General features: G+C 61.6%; 22 protein-coding genes and 2 pseudogenes. 8 read left to right on the top strand and 16 right to left on the bottom strand.

Annotated elements, in window-relative coordinates:
- The 7 genes and pseudogenes from L810_RS06220 to L810_RS06190 all read right to left on the bottom strand — a co-directional run.
- On the bottom strand, positions 1 to 379 hold a 379-nt coding region (locus tag L810_RS06220), incomplete at its 3' end, for a recombinase family protein (protein WP_042973482.1).
- Between the two features lie 60 nt (positions 380 to 439).
- Positions 440 to 1,144, bottom strand: a pseudogene (locus L810_RS06215) (TniQ family protein); the annotation flags it as partial.
- Positions 1,145 to 1,220: 76 nt separating this feature from the next.
- The gene (gene istB, locus L810_RS06210) at positions 1,221 to 2,006 is read right to left on the bottom strand and encodes an IS21-like element helper ATPase IstB (RefSeq protein WP_006397377.1); all 786 of its coding nucleotides are present in this window, start codon (positions 2,004 to 2,006) and stop codon (positions 1,221 to 1,223) included.
- Positions 2,003 to 3,025 carry an IS21 family transposase gene (gene istA, locus L810_RS06205; RefSeq protein WP_011875632.1) on the bottom strand — a complete coding sequence of 341 codons (1,023 nt, stop codon included), beginning with the start codon at positions 3,023 to 3,025 and terminating at the stop codon, positions 2,003 to 2,005. Before istA ends, istB begins: the two co-directional genes overlap by 4 nt.
- Before the next feature lie 83 nt (positions 3,026 to 3,108).
- Positions 3,109 to 3,627 (bottom strand): annotated as a pseudogene (locus L810_RS06200) (TniQ family protein); the annotation flags it as partial.
- Positions 3,624 to 4,532: a TniB family NTP-binding protein gene (locus L810_RS06195; RefSeq protein WP_009687862.1), complete on the bottom strand. Its 909-nt coding sequence runs from the start codon at positions 4,530 to 4,532 to the stop codon at positions 3,624 to 3,626. The gene L810_RS06195 and the pseudogene L810_RS06200, both read right to left, overlap by 4 nt.
- A 2-nt stretch (positions 4,533 to 4,534) precedes the next feature.
- Positions 4,535 to 6,253 (bottom strand): Mu transposase C-terminal domain-containing protein, encoded by a 1,719-nt coding sequence (locus tag L810_RS06190; protein ID WP_011518541.1) that lies wholly within the window; start codon positions 6,251 to 6,253, stop codon positions 4,535 to 4,537.
- A gap of 209 nt (positions 6,254 to 6,462) precedes the next feature.
- Here L810_RS06190 and L810_RS06185 point away from each other — a divergent pair, with 209 nt between their 5' ends.
- The 8 genes from L810_RS06185 to L810_RS06155 all read left to right on the top strand — a co-directional run bounded on the left by L810_RS06185 (position 6,463) and on the right by L810_RS06155 (position 9,726).
- A complete protein-coding gene (locus L810_RS06185) occupies positions 6,463 to 6,753 on the top strand; it encodes a nucleotidyltransferase family protein (RefSeq protein WP_001247892.1) in 291 nt (96 codons plus the stop codon).
- Complete coding sequence (locus L810_RS06180) at positions 6,750 to 7,136, top strand: HepT-like ribonuclease domain-containing protein (RefSeq protein ID WP_003100872.1); 387 nt, start codon at positions 6,750 to 6,752, stop codon at positions 7,134 to 7,136. The genes L810_RS06185 and L810_RS06180 overlap by 4 nt, the downstream gene beginning before the upstream one ends.
- A gap of 15 nt (positions 7,137 to 7,151) precedes the next feature.
- Entirely contained in the window at positions 7,152 to 7,325 is a 174-nt protein-coding gene (locus L810_RS48355) for a hypothetical protein (RefSeq protein ID WP_003154411.1), read from the top strand.
- Between the two features lie 47 nt (positions 7,326 to 7,372).
- Positions 7,373 to 7,729 (top strand): cupin domain-containing protein, encoded by a 357-nt coding sequence (locus L810_RS44730; RefSeq protein WP_003465043.1) that lies wholly within the window; start codon positions 7,373 to 7,375, stop codon positions 7,727 to 7,729.
- 254 nt (positions 7,730 to 7,983) lie between these two features.
- A complete protein-coding gene (locus tag L810_RS06170) occupies positions 7,984 to 8,310 on the top strand; it encodes a hypothetical protein (protein ID WP_003100858.1) in 327 nt (108 codons plus the stop codon).
- Positions 8,307 to 8,807: a hypothetical protein gene (locus L810_RS06165; protein ID WP_003100856.1), complete on the top strand. Its 501-nt coding sequence runs from the start codon at positions 8,307 to 8,309 to the stop codon at positions 8,805 to 8,807. Before L810_RS06170 ends, L810_RS06165 begins: the two co-directional genes overlap by 4 nt.
- Positions 8,804 to 9,175 carry a hypothetical protein gene (locus tag L810_RS06160; RefSeq protein ID WP_003100853.1) on the top strand — a complete coding sequence of 124 codons (372 nt, stop codon included), beginning with the start codon at positions 8,804 to 8,806 and terminating at the stop codon, positions 9,173 to 9,175. The genes L810_RS06165 and L810_RS06160 overlap by 4 nt, the downstream gene beginning before the upstream one ends.
- Positions 9,169 to 9,726, top strand: coding sequence for a recombinase family protein (locus tag L810_RS06155; protein ID WP_004118524.1), 558 nt, complete (start codon positions 9,169 to 9,171; stop codon positions 9,724 to 9,726). Before L810_RS06160 ends, L810_RS06155 begins: the two co-directional genes overlap by 7 nt.
- A gap of 181 nt (positions 9,727 to 9,907) precedes the next feature.
- Here the strand turns inward: L810_RS06155 and L810_RS06150 are convergent, their stop codons facing one another.
- The 9 genes from L810_RS06150 to L810_RS44715 form a co-directional block, all read right to left on the bottom strand.
- Positions 9,908 to 12,202, bottom strand: a complete 2,295-nt coding sequence (locus L810_RS06150) for a heavy metal translocating P-type ATPase (protein ID WP_089454681.1) — start codon at positions 12,200 to 12,202, stop codon at positions 9,908 to 9,910.
- Between the two features lie 398 nt (positions 12,203 to 12,600).
- Complete coding sequence (locus L810_RS06140) at positions 12,601 to 12,798, bottom strand: heavy-metal-associated domain-containing protein (RefSeq protein ID WP_009687815.1); 198 nt, start codon at positions 12,796 to 12,798, stop codon at positions 12,601 to 12,603.
- Between the two features lie 67 nt (positions 12,799 to 12,865).
- Positions 12,866 to 13,261, bottom strand: a complete 396-nt coding sequence (gene cueR, locus L810_RS06135) for a Cu(I)-responsive transcriptional regulator (protein ID WP_009687816.1) — start codon at positions 13,259 to 13,261, stop codon at positions 12,866 to 12,868.
- 437 nt (positions 13,262 to 13,698) lie between these two features.
- Positions 13,699 to 14,016: a P-II family nitrogen regulator gene (locus L810_RS06130; protein WP_009687817.1), complete on the bottom strand. Its 318-nt coding sequence runs from the start codon at positions 14,014 to 14,016 to the stop codon at positions 13,699 to 13,701.
- A 33-nt stretch (positions 14,017 to 14,049) separates the two neighbouring features.
- Positions 14,050 to 14,607 (bottom strand): PCYCGC motif-containing (lipo)protein, encoded by a 558-nt coding sequence (locus L810_RS06125; RefSeq protein WP_042973472.1) that lies wholly within the window; start codon positions 14,605 to 14,607, stop codon positions 14,050 to 14,052.
- Between the two features lie 22 nt (positions 14,608 to 14,629).
- The gene (locus L810_RS46905) at positions 14,630 to 14,791 is read right to left on the bottom strand and encodes a hypothetical protein (protein WP_009687857.1); all 162 of its coding nucleotides are present in this window, start codon (positions 14,789 to 14,791) and stop codon (positions 14,630 to 14,632) included.
- 82 nt (positions 14,792 to 14,873) lie between these two features.
- Complete coding sequence (locus tag L810_RS44720) at positions 14,874 to 15,101, bottom strand: DUF2933 domain-containing protein (RefSeq protein ID WP_043292957.1); 228 nt, start codon at positions 15,099 to 15,101, stop codon at positions 14,874 to 14,876.
- 53 nt (positions 15,102 to 15,154) lie between these two features.
- Positions 15,155 to 15,442 carry a hypothetical protein gene (locus L810_RS06120; RefSeq protein ID WP_021157491.1) on the bottom strand — a complete coding sequence of 96 codons (288 nt, stop codon included), beginning with the start codon at positions 15,440 to 15,442 and terminating at the stop codon, positions 15,155 to 15,157.
- Positions 15,443 to 15,567: 125 nt separating this feature from the next.
- Positions 15,568 to 15,930 carry a hypothetical protein gene (locus L810_RS44715; RefSeq protein WP_011875596.1) on the bottom strand — a complete coding sequence of 121 codons (363 nt, stop codon included), beginning with the start codon at positions 15,928 to 15,930 and terminating at the stop codon, positions 15,568 to 15,570.
- Between the last annotated feature and the right edge of the window lie 22 nt (positions 15,931 to 15,952).

The following is a 15,952-nucleotide window of genomic DNA, read 5'->3' as shown; positions in this document are numbered from 1 at the left end:
ACGGTGCTGATCGAGTGCTTACGGCCAACGCGGCGAAGATGCCAAAGACCAACTTGCCGGCGGCCGTCGTGGTGTCAATGGCTGCGCCGTGCCCAGTCAACACTTTCAGACCGATGCCACGGCCGGTCATGTCGTGCACGGTGTTGATCAGGTGGCGCAGGTCGCGCCCGAGGCGATCCAGTTTCCACACCACCAGCGTGTCGCCGGGCCGCAGCGCTTTCAGGCAAGACACCAGGCCGGGTCGGTCCTCGCGCTTGCCGGACGCCTGATCCTCATAGAGATGGGCCGGATCGACGCCGTTAGCAATCAGCGCGTCGCGCTGCAAGTCGGTGGCTTGGGAGCCATCCGCCTTCGATACCCGCATGTAGCCAATCAGCATGTTTCACCTGTCACATATACGTTCGATTATGTGACAGTGTGCACCGGAAAGTTCTGGTCGTCAAAATTTGTCACTTAACCCGTCATTCTGTCTAAGACATGCAAAGGGTCCATCAGCCTCGTAATGTGACAGAAATTCCGGGGGAATGCCTTCCTTTGCAAAGGTGGCGCGCAACTGTTCCAGGGAAGCGGGATCGCGCCGACCATAGGAAGCCAACGCGAACAGCGAGCGTGCCGTCTCGGGGTCGTGCCGGGCTTCAATGATCGCCTCACTGATAGCTTGGACCGCCCGTTGCCAATGATTGACGGGTTCGGGCTTCGGCGGTTTCGCCGGCAGACCACTGGTGAACCCGGTTTGGAGCTCGGACCAGAACAGCTTTGCATGCTCGCCTGGCGGGCTGATATCCCTCACCTCGATCAAGCTGATTGCCGTTGCCGCCGCCTCCAGCATCTGCAACCGTATTGCCGGGTTCAGGGTTTCATACGGTCGCCACAGACTTTGCCCAGCACGCAGCGGATGCCCGCAGCCTTGCCAGACTTGGCGGAGATACCCCGCGTAGGTTCCGCACGCCGAAAGCGGGGTGTTCAGCTCATCGAGCAGCGTGCGTAGCAGTCGAAACCACAATCCAGCGTGGATGCGTCGGCACGGCAGTTCCACATGGCCGGTCGTCAGTGCCTGCCAGGTACGCCGGTCCATCACTGCAATCGCGTCGCTGGCGGTGCGCGACGCAGTGTCGGCGTTCTCCCAGCCGAGAAACCGCCCAGGTGTCAACGCCGGTTGAAAACTGACCCCTTTGTCGGCGCTCGCGCCGAAGTAAATTTGACCCCCTGGGGTTGAAGGGTTATTGGGCAGCAGTCCGAGCCCGAGCCGGGCTGTTGCCGGCTTTGCGCTTGTCCTTGAGCCGATAGCTTTCGCCACTGATCTGCACGATGTGAGCGTGATGCAGAAGGCGGTCGAGCATGGCTGCCGTGAGCGTCTGGTCGTCGGCGAAGGCGCTGGCCCATTGAGGGAAGGGCAGGTTGCTGGTCAAGATGATGCTGCCTCGCTCGTAGCGCTTGGCGACCACCTGGAAGAACAGATTTGCTTCATCGCGCCCGAAGGGCAGGTAGCCGATCTCGTCGATGACGAGCAGACGTGGGCCAAGCACGGCTCGATTGAAGTACTGCTTGAGCTGTCCTTGCCGATGTGCCGCGTTCAGCTGCAGGATGAGATCGGCGGCACTGATGAAGCGGGTCTTCACGCCAGCCATGGTGGCGCGATATGCCAGGGCAATTGCCACGTGGCTCTTGCCCACGCCGGAGGGTCCGAGCAAGACGATGTTCTCGGCACGGTCGATGAATGCCAGGTTGGCCAGTTCCTGGATCTGCGCGCGGGGTGCGCCGCTGGCGAAGGCGAAGTCGTATTGCTCCAGCGTCTTGACTGCTGGCAGCGTTGCCATCTTCAGTAAGGTCGAGCGGCTGCGCTCCAGTTTTGCCTGGTGTTCGCCGCTCAGGATCTTCTCCAGGAAATCGGCGAAACTTGCTTGCTCGTCGGCGCTTTGCTGTGCGAGGTGGGCCCAGTCGGCCGCGATGCGCTCGAGCTTGAGCTGGATGCAGAGCTCGGCGATGCGTGCGTGCTGCAGGTTCATGCGGCATGCTCCAGTAAGGCGCCGTACACCGACAGCGGGTGCTGCAGGCTCTCGTGCGGAATCACCATATCTGCAGTTTTTACGGTAACGGCCGGCGGCGTAGCGAACGCCCTGGGCAGGCTCATCAAACTATGTCGCTCGTGAGCAAGGCGCACTTCGGGCTTCTCACCCGTCGTGCCGTGGATGCGTTGCTGCGCCACCTCTGCCAACCAGCGGCCGATATGGGCATTGGCCGTATCGACATCGAGGAGCAGGCCGGCCGTCTTCAGCGTCGCAGCCAACGGGGTGACGAAGCTGCTCTTCAGATAGCCGTTGAACCGTTCGACCTTGCCCTTGGTTCTGGCTCGATAGGGTCGACACAGCCTGGGACGAAAGCCAAACTCATCGGCCAACGAGGCAAGTGCTGGGTGCCAGCGATGTTGACCCTGGCCGTATGCATCGCGTTCGGTGACGACCGTACCGGCGTTGTCGAAAAGAACCTCTTCGGGCACGCCGCCGAAATAAACAAATGCTTCACGTAAGCCGCGTAGCCAAGCCGGGCTGTCTTCTCTCTCGGAAAATAGCACGAAGGTGGCGCGGCTGTAGCCCAGCGTGGCGACGAAGGCCTTCAGCGGATGGCGGCCTCGCCGTATCGTCGTGAAGTCGGCCTGCATCTGCTTGCCGGGTGGGGTCTCGAACCGCACCACAGGCTCGGCGGGACGAACCTTCAACGGCGCCAGAAACGCCTTCAACTGACTAATGCCGCCCGTGTAACCGTGTTCACGGATCTCGCGCAGAAGAACCGTCGCCGGAATCCAGTGCGGATGGGCCGCCTCGATGCGATCTCGCAGGTACTGCGTGTACGGGTCCAGCTTGCGTGGCCGCGCAGCCCTCGGGCCGTAGCTGGGAGGCGTCGCCTCACCGCGCAGGTATCGCCTGACTGTGTTGCGCGACACGCCCAACTCTCGCGCGATCGCCTTGATGCCGTGGCCCTGACGGGCCAGTACTCGAATCTCCAATGATTGCTCCTGGGTCAACATCTTGGCGGCCAAAAGCCGCCATCATCGCCCAGGGGGTCAGTTTTACCTCGGCGCCAGGGGTCAGTATTACTTCGGCGCTGACACCCAGGCACGCCCCAATAGGATTCCAGCCAGCAGCCATGCAGCGGGCAGCTCAGCATCAGGGGCAGCTTCCATGCAAGCAGTACGGCTTGGTTTGCCGGGTCGTTCAGACAGAGAGGACAGGCGCGATGTATCGGCTGGCTGGGCAGCCAGGCACGCCAGCTCGTGATGGATCGCGTCCTACGGCGGAGTTTCGGCAGCAGCACCGAGAGCTGGAACGCATAGGTTTCCAATGCGTCTGGAATCTGATCATCAAGGCTGTCCAGTAGCCAAGGCACCCAGCCGGCGAAACTCATGCAACGCAGCCGGTCCGGCTCGATGCCGCTCCGCTGGGAGAGCATCGCCAACAGCGCCAGTGGTGGCGCGGTATCCAGGTCATCAACCTGAGCGTGACCAAGATCGTGCTCCAGCAGCTCGGACACCTCCATGTGATAGCAAAGGGCCACGCGGTTGAGCCACGAAGACAAGGCTTCGCCTTCTCTGGGGGCCGGATGCAGTGGCCAGCGTGGCGCTGGCTTCACATCAGTTCCCGCTCGAATTGCCGCCGCCGCTCGCTGGGACCGGTGTAATCGGCCATGCTCAGCGTGCGATGGTTGATCGCTTCCTCGCCGCTCTCCACGGCGACGATGGCCGCCGCCATCAGCAAGTGCGCCAGTTCGCCGATGGTGCCCTCGCTGCGTGTGAGCAGGTAGCGGGCCATGTCCAGCGTGGCAATCGACGAGGGTCGCCGCAGTGGAAGCGAAGCGGCGAAACTGGCCAGCAGTGAGCAGCAATCGTGATTGGCCTCCCATACCGGCAGCATCATCGGCTCGAAGCGATTTTCCAACTGGTCATCGGAGCGGATGGCCAGGTAGGCGTCGCGCGTGCCGACCCCGACCAGTGGGATGCGCAGTTCATTGCCGAGGAAGCGCAGGAGATTGAGGAATTCCCGGCGATTGACGCTGTTACCGGCCAGGACGTTGTGCAACTCGTCGATCACCAGCATGCGCACGCCGACCTTGCGCAGCAGTGCCAGCGCCAGTTGTTCCATTTCTGGCAGCCGTGGGCGCGGTCGCAATGGCGCACCCATCGCCGCGAGCAGCGCGACGTAGAAGCGGATTACCGACGGTTCGGATGGCATCTGCACGACCAGTACCGGAATGTGCTCCTGGTCGGCGTCGGCTCTGGCCGGATGCGTGCGCCGGAACTTCTCGACGATCATCGACTTGCCGTTGTTGGTCGGGCCGACCAGCAGCAGGTTGGGCATGCGTTGCTTGTTTGGCCACGTATACAGGATTTCCAGCCGGTTCAGCGCCTCGACTGCTCGCGGATAGCCGATCCAGCGGTCGGCGCGAAGGCGATGGATGCGTTCGTCCGCCGGGAGACGGGCCAAGCCCTGGGCCGCCGGCAGCAGGTGGGACAAGTCGATGATGGGATATTCTTCCACGGCTACCACTCCTCAATCTGGTCGAACGGTTTGGCCGGCGGCTGGTTGTCTGCCTGCTGCCCATCCATGTCAGCGCCCGGTGGTGGCGTGGTTTTGACAGGCGTTGCCGTTGCCTTGAGATGCTGGCGTCGATCCGCGTCGCGCCGCGCCTTGCGCGTAGCCTTCTGCGCGGTGGTAACGATTTCGCGCATCTGGCCGATCATGCGGAACAACGCCGACTCATCCACCTGTTCGCGCCCTTGCTGCCGCAATTTCGCCAGCGCCTGTCGTTGTTCCCAGAGGGTGACAGCCGGGTGCGACAAGGTACGGTAGGGAATTTCCAGGTAGTGCTGCCCCTCTGGTTCCAGCACCCATATGCGGCTGATGTCGCGCGGGTCGCGCCGGATCAGGAACGCAGGCAAGCGGTCCCGCCGAGCTATCCACGGCTTGAGCGCATCGGCGTAGTAGTGGATGTGGTCGATGACGAAGCCGGTGCGGGTCAGCGTGCGGCGGATGATGGGCAGAAAATCGACCAGAAAAGCCGTAGCGCGAGTGATGACGGTTGGCACGCCGGTCCGCGTGATAGCTTCGGCCCAGCGCGCGGCCGGCGGTTGGAGCAGGCCGTTGTGCACGGAGCCGTGATAGGTGCCGACCGCCAATGTGAGCCAGCGCTCCAGCTCGCGCAGTGTCAGGGCGGCCATCTTCTCGGAGGCGTATTCCCCGCGCTGGTCAGGATTGGAGAAGGTCGTCCCCGGCAATTCGTCGTGGATCATCTGCATCGCCGTGCCGATGATCCGTTCCACGATACCGCCGTAGTGCGGCTGCCCAAGCGGGCGATAGTCCAACCGGATGCCATGCTGCTCGCAGCCACGGCGCAGCGCCTCGCTCTTGAACTCAGCCGCGTTGTCCAAGTAGAGCAGTCTGGGCTTGCCGCTCATCGGCCAATCCATCTCTACGTTCAACCCTTCCAACCAAGGGCGCTTGTCGCAGGCGGCATGCACCAAGCACAAGCCGACCGAGACGGCGGACGGGGCTTCCAGCGTAACGACCATGCCAACCACGCAGCGGGTGAATACGTCGATGGCGAGGGTCAGGTATGGACGGCCAATCGGTTGCCGGTCGCGCTCGTCCACCACGATCAGGTCGATGACTGTGTGGTCGATCTGCACCTGCTCCAGCGGCGCGGAGACGGGTGGCGGAACACCACCAACACCTTGCAGGTCGCGGGCGGCATCTTGTCCTTCCCGGCGGTGAGTGACCTCGCGCGGATCGAGGCCGGCGATCCGCAGAGCCACCGTGTTGCGCGCCGGCACCCGCAGCTTTTGCAGCTTGCACGCCCGCACAACTTCGCGGTGGAACGCCGCCAAGCTACGCTTCTGCTTGGTCAGGAAGCGCTTTTGCAGTAACTCGCGGATGATTCGTTCGACCGACTCCGGCAAGCGGCCTTTACCTTTGCCACCGCTCGACTGCCCAAGAGCCAAGTCAGTGACCAGCCCCGATCCTAGCCGGGCACGGCGGATCAGGACGTAGACCTGCCGCCGGGACAGCCCCAATGCCTGGGCTGCCGCGTCGGCCGCTTCATGCCCAACCGTCTCCGACTGCGCCAACGGCCCAATGATCTCCGCGCGACGACGCGCACGCTCCCATGCCTGTTCTGGCAGGGTGGCCACGCCGTGCTCGGTAATCGGTGCGGTATCGGTCGCCATGCTCATCTCGCTTTGGTGCACACGAGTATTGAGCATAGACGAGTTTCGTGCAGAGGAGTCCTGATATCTGGCTGTCAGGAGCCGTATGCACAAGAGGCTTCAAACCGCGCTGAATGGTGCAGTCGTCTTCTGAAAATGACAGGCGCGGCACGGGAATCAAGGCATTGCGATTCTCGAAAATAGTTCTTGAAATTCTATTCTTGATTGCATATCATCTCAACGAGTTTCGATAAGAAAGGATGCCCATGCGACCGTCTGTTGTGCTTGACATGAAGCGAAGCGCAGTGCGTGAAGCGGTAGGCCGCTTTCGCGCCGCGAACCCGCGCGTCTTCGGCTCGGTGCTGCATGGCACCGACCGGGATGGCAGCGACCTCGACCTGTTGGTCGATGCGCTGCCCGGTGCCACGTTGTTGGACTTGGGCGATTTGGAAGAAGAACTGAAATCGCTGCTCGGCGTTGACGTCGATCTGCTGACTCCCGGCGACCTGCCGCCGAAGTTCCGGGCCAAGGTGCTCGCGGAGGCGCAACCGATATGAGCGAGAACCGCCTGCCCGATTACCTCGACCACATTCAGCAGGCCGCAACCGATGCGCGCAGCTTCGTGGAAGGGATGGCCAAGGACGACTTCTTGGCCGACAAGCGCACCCAGCAGGCCGTCATCATGAGCCTGATCGTCATCGGCGAGGCGGCCACAAAGGTGATGGATGGCTACGTCGAGTTCACCCAGGCGCATGCCGACGTGCCGTGGCGCAGCATGCGCAATATGCGTAATCGCATGGCTCACGGCTATTTCGACATCAACCTCGATGTGGTGTGGGAGACGGTACAGGAATGGCTGCCGGCGTTGCTCCAGCAATTGCCCGCCGTGCGTCAGGATGCCGACGATGAAGACCGTAACGACAAAGGCATGGAGCCATGACCAATCAAGCCGCCGATGTTCGGCCCCTCTGGCGTGTTCGATCCCGCGACCTATGAGCCGCGCTCGGGCAAGACCTTCTGGATGGCCGCAACGGACGTGAGTTCGCTGGTGGGCAAGGAGGCAGCAGCCGACACGCTCATCGGCAACTGCACGACCGCACGACCAGCCTCCCGTTCAAATTCGAGTTAGAACTCATATCCAGCCTGTCTGGGGGCACTGTGAAAGAGGGATCTCCGATGACTGTTGAATCGAGAATATTTTCTGTAGCCGAGTATGTTCAGCCGTCCGAAGGCGAGCCTATTCGTTCCGTTGTGCTTGAAACCCGAGACTCAATTATCGTGGTTTGGCATGTCCATCCCGGGCAGGAAATTGCGGCTCACATTCATCCTCACGGCCAAGACACGTGGACTGTTTTGTCGGGAATGGCTGATTACTTTCAGGGCAATGGGATTGTTCGTGCCCTCAGGGAAGGTGAGATAGCCGTGGCAAGACCGGGCCAAGTGCACGGGGCGCGAAATACAGGTACCGAGCCATTTGTGTTCGTCTCGGTTGTGGCATCAGCCAATGCCGGTTTCGTATTGGCTGAGCGATAGAGCCCAATCTCTGGAGTTGGTCCAATGAGCGGTCGGGGAGATAGGTAACAGACATGCAGCGGACACGGCTGCTAAACCAGGTCGCAAACCTCCTTGCGTCGCAGCGTGCCGCAAGCGACGCGATCAATCGAATGGGGTCGGCATGAGACTGAACACCATCCAGTTCCCGACCGCGTAGCCGCCTGTCCTGCCGATCAGGTCTTGACCATCGACGCCTGGGATCAGTCCTGAATGTTCTTGGAGACCACTACGTTATGAGCCGCAGCCGCCGCAAAACACCCATCGTCGGGCACACGACCTGCGGCAGCGAGCGCGAGGACAAGAAGCTCTGGCATCAGCGCTGGCGCACCCGTGAGCGCACGGCGCTGACCAGCGCGTCGCCCGAAGCCCTGAGCGCCCATCTGCCCCTGCTGGAAAACCAGGCCAGCAGCGTCTGGTCGATGGGCAAGGATGGCCGCTCCTACTGGCCCGTCAAGCGCCAGGCCGCCACGGCGGATCGCATCGCCAATCACAAGGGACGCAACCCGCAAGAACGCGCCTCCCTGAAAAAGCGCCTGCTGCGCAAGTGGATGAGCAAATGAAGCTCTCCTTCCATCAGCACATTGCGCTGTTCTGGATGATCGGTGCTCCGGGCGTCTTCGCGCCCGTGATCGAGAACGCCAAGCGGCCCGATGCCGGCGCCGTCATGGCGTGGGGTGTCGCGATCGTGGCGGTGATGATCCTCTTCACCCCTTTGCTGCTGCGCTGTCCACCATTCCGGCGCTGGTATGGCCGGACGGATGCGCTGTCGGAGCGGCAGCGCCAGGCGCTTGCCGAGCGCGGCCTGCGCCGCTACTACCAGACCGCTTTCGATGACGGCTACGTGCCCCGCGTGATGCCCTACGTGTGGCGCATCATCTGGACGGTCGGCGGGTTGATGGCTGTGACCGCCGTACTGCCTACCAACACCGGACGGCCAGCCTTCGATGCCTTGGTGGTCTTCTCGACCTGGTATCCGATAGGCGTGATGCTGCTGGTTTTCGCGTCGAGGCCCCTTGGCCGGTTGATTCGCCAAAGAGCACAGGAGCGGCGGAAATGAGCACGTCAACCATCGAGGCGCTGGCCAGCGCCTGGGCAAGGATTGCCGAGGAAGCGGAATTCCCCGCTGACTACGAGGGGACTGCCACACCACAAGCGCATCGGGCTAGCGAAGCTATTCAGGAGCAGATTCGGGAGCGCATCGTCGCCACCAACGACATGCGGCTGTTCAGCCTGCTGCACCTGCTGGGTCAGGCGTCGCTGCGCATGGAGCAAGCGCTGTGGCCGGAGGATTACGAGCGGATGACGCGCGAGGTTGAGGAAGCCCTGCGGCAAGCCACCGACGCCAACGCCAGATCGTACACCCACGAAGAAGTGATGCAGGCGATGCAGGAACGCATCGACCGGGCGCGAGACAAGCCATGTTGATTGGCTATGCGCGCGTCTCGACGCAGGATCAGAACCTGGAGCTGCAACGCGAAGCCTTGAGCAAGGCCGGATGTAAAAAGGTCTTCGAGGACAAGGTGAGTGGCACGCGGGCAGACCGGCCTGGCTTGGCCAAGACGCTCGAAATGCTGCGCGAAGGCGATACTTTGGTCGTCTGGAAGCTCGACCGGCTGGGCCGGTCGGTCAAGCAACTGGTCGATCTGGTCGGCGAGCTGCACAAGCACGGTGTCCAGTTCAGGAGCCTCACCGACTCCATCGACACCGGCACACCATCCGGGCGGTTCTTCTTCCACGTCATGGCGAGCCTTGCCGAAATGGAGCGCGAGCTGACCGTCGAGCGCACCCGCGCCGGGCTGGAAGTCGCCAAGCAGCTCGGCCGCAAAGGCGGCCGCAAGCCGAAGATGACCGACAGCAAGATCGAGTCGGCCAAGAAGCTGCTGGCCAGCGGGGTGCCGCCCAAGGACGTGGCCAAGAACCTCGGCGTGTCCATTCCGACGCTGTACCGCTGGGTGCCAGCCTCCACGCACGCTTAGCGTGCTTTATTTTCCGTTTTCTGAGACGACCCCATTCTGCGCATCCGGTTAGCACGGCCGAGGCGGCGGCAGCGGACGTCAGCAGGAATTGACGGCGAGATAGTGACATGGGGCGCCCCTGGTTTCATGGGTTACGATCATGACGGCAGCGCTCAATGCCGCCGGTTTCTTCTGCGAAAAGTCAGATTTTCACGTTCCGCAACCGTAGCGCGTTGGTGATAACCGATGCCGAACTCAGGCTCATGGCCAGTGCGGCGATCATCGGGGACAGCAATAATCCGGTGAACGGATACAGTACCCCTGCCGCCAGAGGCACACCCAGGGCGTTGTACACAAACGCGAAGCCGAGGTTCTGCTTCATGTTCCCGATTGTCGCCTCGGACAACTCCCGGGCTCGCGCGATGCCGCGCAGGTCTCCTTTGACGAGGGTCACCTGTGCGCTGCTCATCGCTACATCGGTGCCGGTGCCCATCGCGACGCCCACGTCCGCCTTGGCAAGCGCGGGCGCATCGTTGATACCGTCACCGGCCATGGCTACAACCTTGCCTTCCTGCTGGAATTTCGTCACCAGCGCCAGCTTGTCGGCTGGTTTGACCTCGCCATGGAATTCACCGATGCCGAGCTTCGTCGCGACAGCCCTGGCGGTCACGACACCGTCGCCCGTCGCCATCACCACGCGGATACCGTCTTCCTTGAGCCGGGCCAGTGCCTCGGGTGTCGTTGCCTTCACCGGGTCCGAAACCGCGAGCAGGCCGGCCAGCATTCCATCAACCGCCAGATACATGACGCTGGCGCCCTGCGCACGCAGCGTGTCCGAATTTTCCGTGAGCGTCCCAACGTCGATGCCGTCGGCCTGCATGAGGGTGGTGTTGCCCAGCGCGAGATTGCGGCTGCCGACCAGTCCTCGCACGCCAATCCCGGTGCTCGACTCGAAGTGCTCCACCTTCTCGAACGCGAGCCGCCGTTCACGGGCCGCATCCACGATGGTCGCAGCGAGCGGGTGTTCGCTACCCTGGTCAAGACTGGCCGCGAGCCGGAGAACATCCTCTTCCGCATATCCATTCACGCCGATTGCGCGTTCGAAGGCAGGGCGACCTTCGGTCAAGGTGCCTGTCTTGTCGACGATCAGCGTGTTGACCTTCCGGAAGTTCTCAATCGCAGCCGCATCCCGAAAAAGCACACCGTTCGACGCGCCTTTGCCACTCGCGACCATGATGGACATGGGAGTCGCCAGCCCAAGCGCACAGGGACAGGCGATGATGAGCACCGCCACGGCATTGATAAGCCCGTAGACCCAACTGGGCTCGGGTCCGAAAAAGCCCCAGGCGACGAACGTCAGGATGGCGACGCCGACCACCGCGACGACGAAAACTCCCGCGACCTTGTCAGCCATGCGCTGCATGGGTGCCCTGGAACGCTGCGCCTGCGCGACCATCTGGACGATTTGTGCCAGCATGGTCTGGGAGCCGACCTTCTCCGATTTGATGATGAGGCTTCCGGAGGTATTCATGGTCGCGCCGATGACGTGGTCACCCACCCGCTTGCTGACGGGAATAGGTTCGCCCGTAATCATGGACTCATCGAGCGCGCTGGAACCCTCCGTCACAACGCCGTCGACCGGAACCTTCTCGCCTGGTCTTACGCGAAGGAGGTCGCCGACATGGACGTGAGCCAGTGGAACGTCCTCTTCTGTGCCGTCGGCGTTGATACGCCGCGCGGTCTTCGGCGCCAGTCCCAGCAGTGCCTTGATGGCAGCGGACGTCTGCGACCGAGCCTTCAGTTCGAGCAGTTGCCCGACGAGCGTCAACGAAATAATGACGGCCGCGGCCTCAAAATACACGCTCACACGACCATGTGCGGCAAATGCCTCCGGGAAGACTCCTGGAACGACTGTCGCGATGACGCTATAGACATAGGCCGTCCCCGTACCAAGTCCGATGAGCGTCCACATGTTCGGGCTGCGATTGATGAACGAGCGGGTGCAACGTTCGAAGAACGGCAAGCCCGCCCACACGACGACCGGAGTCGAGAGAGCCAGTTCGACCCAGCTCTGTGTGGACGCTTCCATCCAGCCCAGCCGGTGGCCGAACATGGCCAGGACGAACACCACGGCCGTCAGCGGCAGCGTCCACCAGAACCTGCGTCGAAAATCCGTCAGCTCGGGATTCTCTTCGTCCTCGAGACTGGGCAACAAGGGCTCAAGGGCCATACCGCACTTCGGGCAGTTGCCAGGATGGTCCTGGCGAATTTCCGGATGCATCGGGCAGGTGTATATCGAGCCCTCCGGCGCAGCCTCAACCGACGTGCTGGTCGACGGTTTGACATATCGCAACGGGTCCGCCCGAAACTTCTTCTGACATGACGCACTGCAGAAGAAATACGGATGTCCATCGTGCTCGCTGCGAAATGGCGAATCCGCCGTGACAGACATGCCGCACACCGGGTCCCTGAGCGCGCCGTCGGGACCTTCGGACATTTCACCGTGGCCATGTCCGTGGTGCGCCGCGTGATTGCCATCGGCATCCCCGCTGGCCTGACCTTGCGCGGCGTGCGCAGCATGGTCTTGGTGGCCGCCCGCGCCGTGGCTCGCGTTCAGGTGTTCGGGAGAAGTTTCGCCGTCGTTACGCTGTCCGCTCATTTTCCGTGCTCCGCGTTGTCTTTCACACTGTGCACAAATTGCGTCGCCTGTCGTGCCGTCCATTGGTAACGCTGGCCGCTATGGTCTGTTGCGGGGACGCCGACCGGCCAGCTTGCTCGTTCCACGAGTGCAGGGGAACGCGCGGCCGCCGGTGTGATTATCCGCCCCTGAGCCAGGCTGGTCCCGAGAAACGGGATAGTCGAAGGCTTCGTGGCCTGACCTTCAGATGTGTAAGCTCATGCGAGCGCGGCGGGACTATATCCGGCCTCCTGTATCGCCGAAAGAAATTCACCCGCCTCGCGTGACGACTCGATGCGCACGATCCTGGTTTCCAGGTCGACGGTCACGTGTGCCGCCGTATCGACTTCCTTGACCGCTTTCGTTACGACGCCCGCGCAGTGCCCGCAGGTCATATCCTTGATGGTCAGTTCCATTTTCCAACTCCGTTCCGTTGAATCATTTCAGTTACAACCTTTCGCTGCGGGGCAGGTCAAGGGGGCGTCAATGCGCCGCGCCAGCCAGTTTCTCCAGAATCGGACAGTCAGGGCGTGAGTCCCCTTTGCAGTGGGCTGCCAGATGCCGGAGCGTATCCCGCATTTCCACCAGTTCCTGAATGCGTAGATTCAGGTTGGCAATATGCTCATTCGCGAGCCGTTTGACCTCGCCGCTGGACCGGCTGCGGTCTTCCCAAAGGGCCAGCAGCACCGCAATCTGCTTCGTGGAAAAACCAAGATGTCGGGCCTGCCGGACGAAGCGCAGCACCTGGACATCCCTGGGCGTGTACACACGATAGTTCGCCCCTGTCCGGGTGGCAGCCCGAATCAGGCCTGTTTCCTCATAGTGACGAATCATCTTGGTCGACATGCCCGACGACTTCGCAACCTCGCCGATATTCATCGTTTTCCCCTCTCGAAACGGCCATTCGAACCGCACTGACTATTCTTGACCTTCCCACGTTGGGAAGGTCAAGTGGTTTCGATTCAAGGGGTAATCGTTCGATTCGTGGTGCGGCACGGAAAGAGGCCGAACGGCTGATCCTGTGGGCCATCGTCAAACGGGCCGGGCGCTGTCGTCTGAGATTGATAATCATTGAGAGGCCTCCTGGCCGCCCGAAGGAGGCGGCGGCTAGGGTCTACTAGTTGAACTGCGACGGTCAACAGGACCCTTGAGGAGGCTGAAATGAACTATAGCGGCATCGATCTTCGTTCGTAAGCGAAATTAAGCGCACCTAGAATCGGAAGCTGAACGAGCGCAGGCTTGCGTCCGCAACTACAACTTGCGGGCGCTGCGTCTCTCAAAATGCAGAGCCAGTAACGTAGGACCAGGACGTTTGCTCAGCGGGCGCCTTCAGTCGCCGCCCGCACTCGCAGAAAGCGTTCTACCGGTACGACGGCAACGACGCCATCACCACTAGATTCCTCGTTGGCGACCGTCATGATTTCCTCGATCAGCGCGTCGACGTTCTCGGCGACTGTGAAGATTTCGATCTTGATGTGCTCAGTCGTCCAGTCGTTGGCAAAGAGATTGGGATGTGCACCGAATCCCCTTGCATGGGTCACCGTCATGCCGTGGATGTGTAGCGCGCCCAACTGCCGCTCGAGCATCTTGAGTACATTGGGGCGCAGTATCGCGATCACGCATTTCAGTTCCATCGCATCCTCCGTTTCTAATATGAGTCATCACTCCTATCCCTTGGACGCCCACTTCGCATCGACGGCCGCCTGAATCTTCGCTGCGTCCTGGATACCCGATTGCGTCATCCGGTAGGCGATTTCAGCGGTCCCCTGGCAAACCGGACACGACACAGCCATCCGGTCCTCGAAGCATTGAAGATTCGAACGGTGCTCGCCACGGTTCTCGCATCCACACCAGCAGTAGAGCTTGTTGAGCGTCGCGGGAATCCTGGTCGCTACCCAGTACGCGTGCCGCACGGCGTTGTCCGAGAATTGCGCCGGATTCAGTACGTGCGAGGCGTCGAATACTCCTGATGGAACGATGCGCAACCCGTCTGGTCGCAGCATGCCAACTCGCCAGCCGGGTATCTGTTGGATCGCATTTGTTGACTCGATGGCAACTCCCGTGGGGCCGGCAACCCAATGGACAAATGACGGCCCCCACACCAACGCCGTCGGCATCGCAATAATCAGGGCCAGCAGAGACAGCAGATGCCACCCCGACTTGCTGCCAAGGCTAGAGTGCTTGCTGACGATGCTGCCGGCCTGAGGTCGTATGTGTCGTTTCACTTTCAATCTCCCAGATTCCCGGTCAGAATCCCGGATGCTGATACATGGTGCCTCCACAAGACAGCATCCCGTGCATCATTCCGGTGTGCATTGCCCACATCGCACCTGTACCCAGCACCGCTAACAGGCCGATGACCGCGAGCAAGCCGATGATAAAATTGACGATTAGTTTCCCGTTGAACATATGCTCTCCGTGAAGCGAACCGGACCAGAACGATGGGCGCTCCCACCGCACCGGTCCGAAGTTCCCGCAGAAATCGACGGACTCAGTGTTTGGCTTCGTCCGTTACCCGAGCGCGCGTGGCGGGACCGCCAGTGTGAGAACGCACGCCACGCATCATGAACATCATCGATAGCGGGCAGATGAATACACTGGCGATAACAGCGAGCGTTGCAAGCGTGCCTCTGAGAGGAGGAAATGCCCAGTAACCGAGGGCGATGACGGCGACCAGTGCGAGCGCAACGGCCGCCATGGTTTTCCAGTTGCATTTCATGTGAAGTCCTTGTCAGGCTGTATCCAATGTGAGTAACGTGGTCGGGCTTGCGGTCACTTCGACGGTGGCGTAACCGCCTGGTCGGAATACTTCATCATGATGTCGCTCATGGCCCGCATCATCTCGGCGTGCATTCGCATCGCGGTCTTCGGGTCCAGACCGGCGCTTCCACCCATCATCGGGCAGCCGCCCATCATTCCGCCCATCATCATCGCGCCGTGACCGTGCTCACGGTCCTGCATCGCCGGACTGGAAGAAGAGCCAGTGGCAGCGAGGCCCACTGCGCTCGCAGCGAGCAATAGCGTGGAAACAACAGCCAATCGTGCATGTCTTGCGTTCATGTGTATCTCCATCTTTCGTTCGTAGAATCGAATCGAGCATGTGACGCTTCGCGGATGGTCACGCGGGCCGCGAGCGAACTCGAGCCGCGGTACGGAACCGCTGGGCAAGCGCCGACGGAGGAGAGTTACAACGAACGCGGGGGCGGTGCTGGCAGCTCAGGAATGAACTGCTCGGAAAGGATCCGGGTGATGGCCCGATAATCAGGTGTCGATGGGGCAATGCCGACGGTATGCGACATCGGTATGGCCGGCATCCCGCACACGGAGCTTCCCATGCCCGCGTGGCAAGCAGATGGATGAGCGCTGGTACCGACGTGCATCGTGCCGGATGTGCATCCTGTCGCTTCGATAGCGCCTGCTGCCTTCATGGGATGCTGTACGGCAGGCATCGACGACATTTCTGGACATAACGCGGCCTGGGCGGGGTAACCGAGCATCGGCAACCACGCGATCAGGAAGCAGGCGACGAGTTTGACCCAGAGATTCATGATTTTCAGTATAGGCGCCGAT

Source organism: Burkholderia sp. AU4i (assembly GCF_000466765.1).
GTDB classification, from domain to species: Bacteria; Pseudomonadota; Gammaproteobacteria; order Burkholderiales; family Burkholderiaceae; genus Burkholderia; species Burkholderia cepacia.
Note: the sequence above shows the minus strand (reverse complement) of the source record. Positions and strands in the feature narration are given on the sequence as shown.